General features: G+C 48.0%; 6 protein-coding genes. All 6 read left to right on the top strand.

Features of this window, described 5'->3' with window-relative positions:
• Positions 1-332: YkvA family protein (locus ACOJTG_RS23790; RefSeq protein WP_420156095.1), on the top strand; the 332-nt coding region annotated here is incomplete at its 5' end.
• A gap of 70 nt (positions 333-402) precedes the next feature.
• On the top strand, positions 403-603 hold the full coding sequence (locus ACOJTG_RS23785; RefSeq protein WP_094808974.1) for a Sec-independent protein translocase subunit TatA/TatB: 201 nt from the start codon (positions 403-405) through the stop codon (positions 601-603).
• 85 nt (positions 604-688) lie between these two features.
• Positions 689-2,131 carry an Asp-tRNA(Asn)/Glu-tRNA(Gln) amidotransferase subunit GatA gene (gene gatA / locus ACOJTG_RS23780; protein WP_420156094.1) on the top strand — a complete coding sequence of 481 codons (1,443 nt, stop codon included), beginning with the start codon at positions 689-691 and terminating at the stop codon, positions 2,129-2,131.
• A gap of 146 nt (positions 2,132-2,277) precedes the next feature.
• Positions 2,278-3,714, top strand: coding sequence for a LysM peptidoglycan-binding domain-containing protein (locus tag ACOJTG_RS23775; protein ID WP_420156093.1), 1,437 nt, complete (start codon positions 2,278-2,280; stop codon positions 3,712-3,714).
• An 84-nt stretch (positions 3,715-3,798) separates the two neighbouring features.
• Positions 3,799-4,392, top strand: a complete 594-nt coding sequence (gene ruvA / locus ACOJTG_RS23770; RefSeq protein WP_104709518.1) for a Holliday junction branch migration protein RuvA — start codon at positions 3,799-3,801, stop codon at positions 4,390-4,392.
• 391 nt (positions 4,393-4,783) lie between these two features.
• A partial coding sequence (gene sprA / locus ACOJTG_RS23765) for a cell surface protein SprA (protein WP_420156092.1) occupies positions 4,784-6,022 on the top strand: 1,239 nt, incomplete at its 3' end.

Below are 6,022 nucleotides of genomic sequence, written 5' to 3'. Positions count from 1 at the left end.
GCACTTCCAACAAAGGAGCCATCATCCATGATGTACAGGAAAAGTTGGGTCTTCTGACCCGCCTGATTCGGGCGTATGCCAAAGGAGAATATCGGCAACTACCCTGGAAGAGTGTAGTTCTGACCGTAGCCGTACTGATCTATTTTGTCAGTCCAATCGATGTAATCCCGGATTTACTTCCCATCATCGGTTTTACGGATGATATAGCCTTACTGATTTGGCTATTTCGTACCATCTCTAATGATCTGGATACATTCAAGGTTTGGGAAGCCGAACAAGTGGTTCCACTTGACCCTCAAGAAGCGACGTATCCAACCCGCGACCGAGAATAAAACCAGGGGGTACTACAGAATTTTTCAAAGGTAATCCTTAACTTTACATCAATTATTAAAGACATTCATCATGGAAATGGCAACAATTTTGGCGTTTAGCCTCGGTGGGCCCGAAATCGCCCTGATTATTTTTGCCTTTATTCTCCTCTTTGGAGCGAAGAAAATCCCTGAGCTCGCACGGGGCCTTGGAAAAGGTATTCGTGAGTTCAAGGACGCTAGCAAAGATGTTCGTAGCGAAATTGAAAAAGCAGGCGACGAAGCTAATAAATAGTCGTTTTTGTGTACACTCCAGGGCATAGTCATGTGACTAGGCCCTTTTGTTGTTTTTTAGCTAATCTCCAGATTTACCCCTCGTTTTGAAGTACTATTCTTCTTTCCGTTCGCTTCAGCAGGACTTACATCAGGGTACGGTTTCGTGCCGTGCTTTGGTTGACTATTACCTGAATCGTATTACCGAACAAGCTCATCTGAATGCTTTTCTGGCGGTATACGCCGAAGAAGCTCGTCAGGAAGCGGCCCGCATTGATGCTAAGCTAGCCGCTGGTACGGCTGGCAAGCTGGCCGGAATGGTAATTGGAATCAAAGATTTACTGTGTTATGCCAATCACGGCGTACAGGGAGGAAGTCGTATTCTCCAGGGTTTCGTTTCGCAATTTACCGCAACTGCCGTTCAACGCTTACTCGACGAGGATGCGATCATTATCGGTCGGCAGAACTGCGATGAATTCGGAATGGGTTCTTCCAACGAAAACTCCGCGTACGGACCCGTACTCAATGCCCGCGATGAAAGCCGCGTACCCGGTGGTTCTTCGGGCGGTTCAGCCGTAGCTGTACAGGCGGATCTGTGCTTTGCTTCGATTGGTACGGATACGGGCGGATCAGTACGGCAACCCGCCGCTTTTTGTGGATTGGTTGGCTTGAAACCTACGTATGCCCGGGTGTCCCGCTGGGGCTTGCTGGCGTATGCCTCCTCCTTCGATACCATTGGGCCTATTACGCGTTGCGTAGAAGATGCGGCTCTGATTCTGGAAGTTATGGCCGGAGCCGACGAGCAGGATAGCACAGTATCCCAGCAACCCGTACCCGCATACTCCGAAAAATTAGAAGCTGGTGGTCTGAAAAAAATCGGTTATTTTCGCGACAGTTTAGAGTCGGATGGGGTTGATGCATCGGTTAAAGCGGTTTTACGCCAAACCATTGATCGTTTAGAGGCTGAGGGACACACGGTAGTACCCGTTGATTTTCCGCTGGCTAAGTACTATCTGCCGACGTATTACATCCTGACAACAGCCGAGGTAAGTTCTAATCTCTCGCGGTACGATGGCGTTCGATACGGACATCGTAGTCCGCAAGCCGTTGATCTGGATTCGCTGTATCGGCTTAGCCGTACGGAAGGTTTGGGAGCCGAAGCCCGCAAGCGTATTTTGCTGGGGACCTTTGTACTGAGTGCAAATTATTACGACGCGTACTACACCAAAGCTCAACGCGTTCGACGTTTAATAAAGGAAGAAATCGAGCAACATTTCGAGCAGGTTGATTTTCTGCTCTACCCCACTACTCCTTCAGTGGCGTTTCCGCTCGGTGAGAAATCTTCTGATCCATTGAAAGAGTTCCTAGCCGACATCTTTACGGTGCAGGCTAACGTAACGGGTGTACCCGCCCTTTCGCTACCCTTGGGTACCGATTCACAGGGAATGCCCGTCGGAATTCAGATTTTGGCCCCAGCCTTCGAAGAAGAAAAATTACTGGCTTTTGCTAATACCCTGGAAATCCAGGATCAGGCAGCGGTAAGCATTTAAATTCAATTCATTAATAGCCATTTCCTTGGGGCTCTTGTAGCAAAGAGCACTAAGAACACTCCTTCTGCCTGCCTGAATCGAATGAAGTATGTTTCCTGAGTTTCGCGAAGAAACTCCTGTATAACCTAACAACAAACCCTTACTAGATGAGACCAATTCGAATCCTGACCATTGCGGCGGCGATTGCCTCATTCTCGATTTGTTCCGTAGGAGCACAGACCGATTCGACGAAAAACAGTACGCCTACCGTAGTGAAAGATTCCGTGCCACAAGTAGATTTCCAACTGGTGCACGAACGCATGGCCAAGCTGCAAAAAGAGATCCCTCTGAATCACAACGATGTAACCCATCAGTTTGTCGAGTTTTTTACCTTTCGTAAGCCTTCGTTTGTGAAGGAAATGCTGGAAAGAAAAGCCCTGTATTTCCCCATTTTCGAAAAGTACCTGGCCCAGTACGGCCTCCCCGATGAGTTGAAGTACCTTTCCCTCATTGAATCCCGTCTCGATCCCAAAATCATTTCTTATGCTGGAGCAGGTGGCCTGTGGCAATTCATGCCCAGCACCGGACGTATCGATTTTAAATTACGGATTGATAAATACGTTGATGAACGCTTCGACCCGTACAAAGCCACCGAAGCTGCCTGTAAGTACTTCTTGCAATTAGGTCGTATCTTTAATAACGACTGGGAAATGATGCTGGCGTCCTACAATACCGGCCCCGGAAACGTGATGCGAGCCGTCCGCAAATCGGGTAAGCATACGTATTGGGAAGTCTACCCGCATTTGCATAAGCAAACTCGCGGTTACGTTCCTCAATACGCAGCCATTGTGTACATGATGCATTACGCGGCTGATCACGGAATCAAACCCGACTCGATGCATACGGTAGTTGCTTTCGATACGATTCACGTTAATTCCTACATGAATTTGCGGACCTTAGCTCAGGTCGGGCAGTTTTCCTACGACAAAGTAAAACAACTAAATCCCCACATTCTAACCGATGTTCTACCCGAAGGTACGAAAGGTTATCCCGTTCGTTTGCCCAAGGAAGAGTTGAAGTATTTCTACGCTCACCGTCGTTTCATTCTGGATTCGGCTACGAATTACGCCGGTTCTCCACGCGTGATGCTAGCCTCCCATACATCGGATGATGAGGAAGAAACGGGTTCAGCTCAGAACGAAGACGTTGCACGTACGAAATCAAAGCGGGTTTCGCATAAAGTACACCGTGGCGAGACGTTATCTTCCATTGCCCGCCATTACCGCGTAGCAAGCCAGGATTTGAAAGTGTGGAACCGACTGGGTCGCCATTCAAGAATTAAAGCGGGCCAACATCTAGTCGTTTATCAGCAAGTAAGTGTACCGCAACCCCAGATTGCTGTGGCTACCGTGAGTAAATCTGCCGCGGCTACCAGTCGTGACGAACGCCTGAGCAAAGCCCGCAAGTACCATACTGTACAACCCGGCGATACGCTCTGGAAAATCTCACAACGTTACGGCGGTATTTCCATTGATAAATTACGTAAGCTCAATGGAATCAAAGGTAACGCGGTACATCCCGGCCAGAAACTGTTAGTGATTTAACACGAACGATATTCCATCCAGTACTACTAAAACAAGCCACCGGACGATACGCCCCGTGGCTTGTTTTGCTCATCATCCCAGCAAATGATTGCTTATTTAGAAGGCAAGCTCACTTATAAAGAACCCGCTTACGCCATTATCGACGTGCAGGGCGTTGGATACGAAGTACGTATTTCCCTGCAAACGTATTCGGCTTTACCGGAGGTGAACGAACGTTGCCGTTTGTTCACGTATTTAAATATTCGGGAAGATGCCCACATCCTGTTCGCCTTTCAGGAAATGAGCGAAAAACTGCTCTTCCTGGATTTAGTCAGCGTGTCAGGTATTGGCCCGAATACGGCTCTGGTGATGCTTTCTTCCCTTTCTTCGGTCGAAATCCGGCAGGCGATTATCACGGAAGATTTACGCGTCATTCAAGGCATTAAGGGGATTGGAGCAAAAACGGCCCAACGCGTCATTCTTGAACTCAAGGATAAACTCAAGAAAGATCACCTGGCTTCGGGAAGTATGACGACCAATCTGTTCCTCGGTCCCAACGCTGGTGCTCGTACCGACGCTATTTCGGCTTTGATTGTGATGGGTATCCCCCGCCCCGTTGCCGAAAAATCAGTCGATACTCTACTGAAAAAAGATCCCAATGCGTCCGTCGAAGATTTAATCAAACAATCCTTACGGTAGGACCCCAACATACCCGCAAAAATCTTTCCGAAGTCTATCTTTCGGAAAGATTTTTTGCTTAAAAAAACCAGGTTAATATACCTAAAACAGAGTTGAATCAACCATTCACTACCATTTATCATTTCTTAATCGAATACAAGCGATAGCCTATCCCACTTTTTTTGCAATTTTACTTTTAGTTTTGGCGTTTAAGGATGCGGTAACCCAACACTTCGTTCCCCCGAAGTACACACGCCTACTCTTTCAATAGATCATATTGCGAAGGACACTTTACCTAACAATGCGAATTTTCCAACCCGTTCAAAAGTCAGGAACTTATTCCCGGCGGCGGCGATGGATATCTGTACCAGGATTAGTAAGGGCTTTTTTGTTGTTTGGTGCAAGTACTGCAATGGCTCAGGCTCAGCAGATTCAACCCGACACGGCTCGCGTAGACACCTTGTACAGAACCAAAACCGGACGTCGACCTCTATTAAAAGTATCGGATCGTTTAGCCAGTCGGTTTAGTTATCGACTCCCACAATCCCCTTTAATCCCACCTGATCCTAAAGACTTACAAACCCAGTTTCGGTTTAATCCACTGGATCAGAAAATTACCGTCAACGACGCCTTTAAAGTAGGCGACCGAACGATTCCGTACCGGCCCGGCGAAAATATCTCGCTGGACGAATACCTACGCATTCAGAACAACGCTTCCTATCGGGACTTAATTCGTGAATACGCAGGTCGAAGCGACGGAAAAAGTGAAGTAACGGGCCGTGGTCTTTTCCCAAAAATTAAACTGTCTGACCCTTCGCTCGACCGGATTTTCGGCTCGAACATTATCGACTTTTTACCCAATGGCTCAGTACTGCTCGACTTTGGTTATCTCCATCAGAGTATTGACAATCCGGCGATTCCGGTACGGCAGCGGCGAACGGGCAACTTCATTTTCAATGAACAGATTGCCGTAAACTTCGCCGGAAAAATTGGGGACAAGCTAAACCTGAATACCAATTTTGATACGAAAGCCGCCTTCAACTTCGAGAACAAACTCAAGCTTGGCTTTCGGAATCAGGAGGAAGACATTATCCAGCGGGTGGAAGCCGGAAATACGAGTTTTCGCACCAACAGTCAGCTGATTCCGGGTGTTGAAAACCTGTTTGGAGCGAACGTAGCCCTGCGGTTTGGCAAACTGGACGTGAATCTGGTGGCGGCTCAGCAACGTTCCAAACGGCAGAGCATCGTCCTTCGCAACGGAGCCCAGAATCGTGGCTTTTCCATTCGTGAAGATTTATACGATGAAAACCGACACTTCTTTCTGAATCATTTCTTCCGTAATAATTACGACCGCTCGCTCCAGCAACTTCCGATGATTACTTCGGGCGTTACCGTAACGCGGGTAGAAGTTTATATAACCAACCGTTCACAAAATACGGAAACGCTACGGAACCTGGTCGGTCTGGCTGATTTGGGCGAAGGCAATCCCTTTAACAAGACATCTCCACTAGTACAGCCCATTTCCGGCTCGGTGAGTTCGCCTGCCGATAACAGCGTCAATGGACTTTTCCAGAACGTATCTCAGAATCCTACGGTTCGACAGATCGACAACGTGGCTGGCGAGTTGACTGGCAGTGGCTACGCCCGAGGA

Origin of the sequence: Siphonobacter sp., assembly GCF_048595215.1 — a bacterium.
Taxonomy (GTDB): domain Bacteria; phylum Bacteroidota; class Bacteroidia; order Cytophagales; family Spirosomataceae; genus Siphonobacter.
The sequence above is the reverse complement of the archived record's forward strand: the minus strand, read 5'-3'. Positions and strand labels throughout refer to the sequence as shown.

What these genes read in the sequence shown, in the direction of transcription:
- ruvA (WP_104709518.1), top strand. Translation starts at nt 3,799, where the DNA reads ATGATTGCTTATTTAGAAGGCAAGCTCACTTATAAAGAACCCGCTTAC.
- ACOJTG_RS23785 (WP_094808974.1), top strand. Translation starts at nt 403, where the DNA reads ATGGAAATGGCAACAATTTTGGCGTTTAGCCTCGGTGGGCCCGAAATC.
- ACOJTG_RS23775 (WP_420156093.1), top strand. Translation starts at nt 2,278, where the DNA reads ATGAGACCAATTCGAATCCTGACCATTGCGGCGGCGATTGCCTCATTC.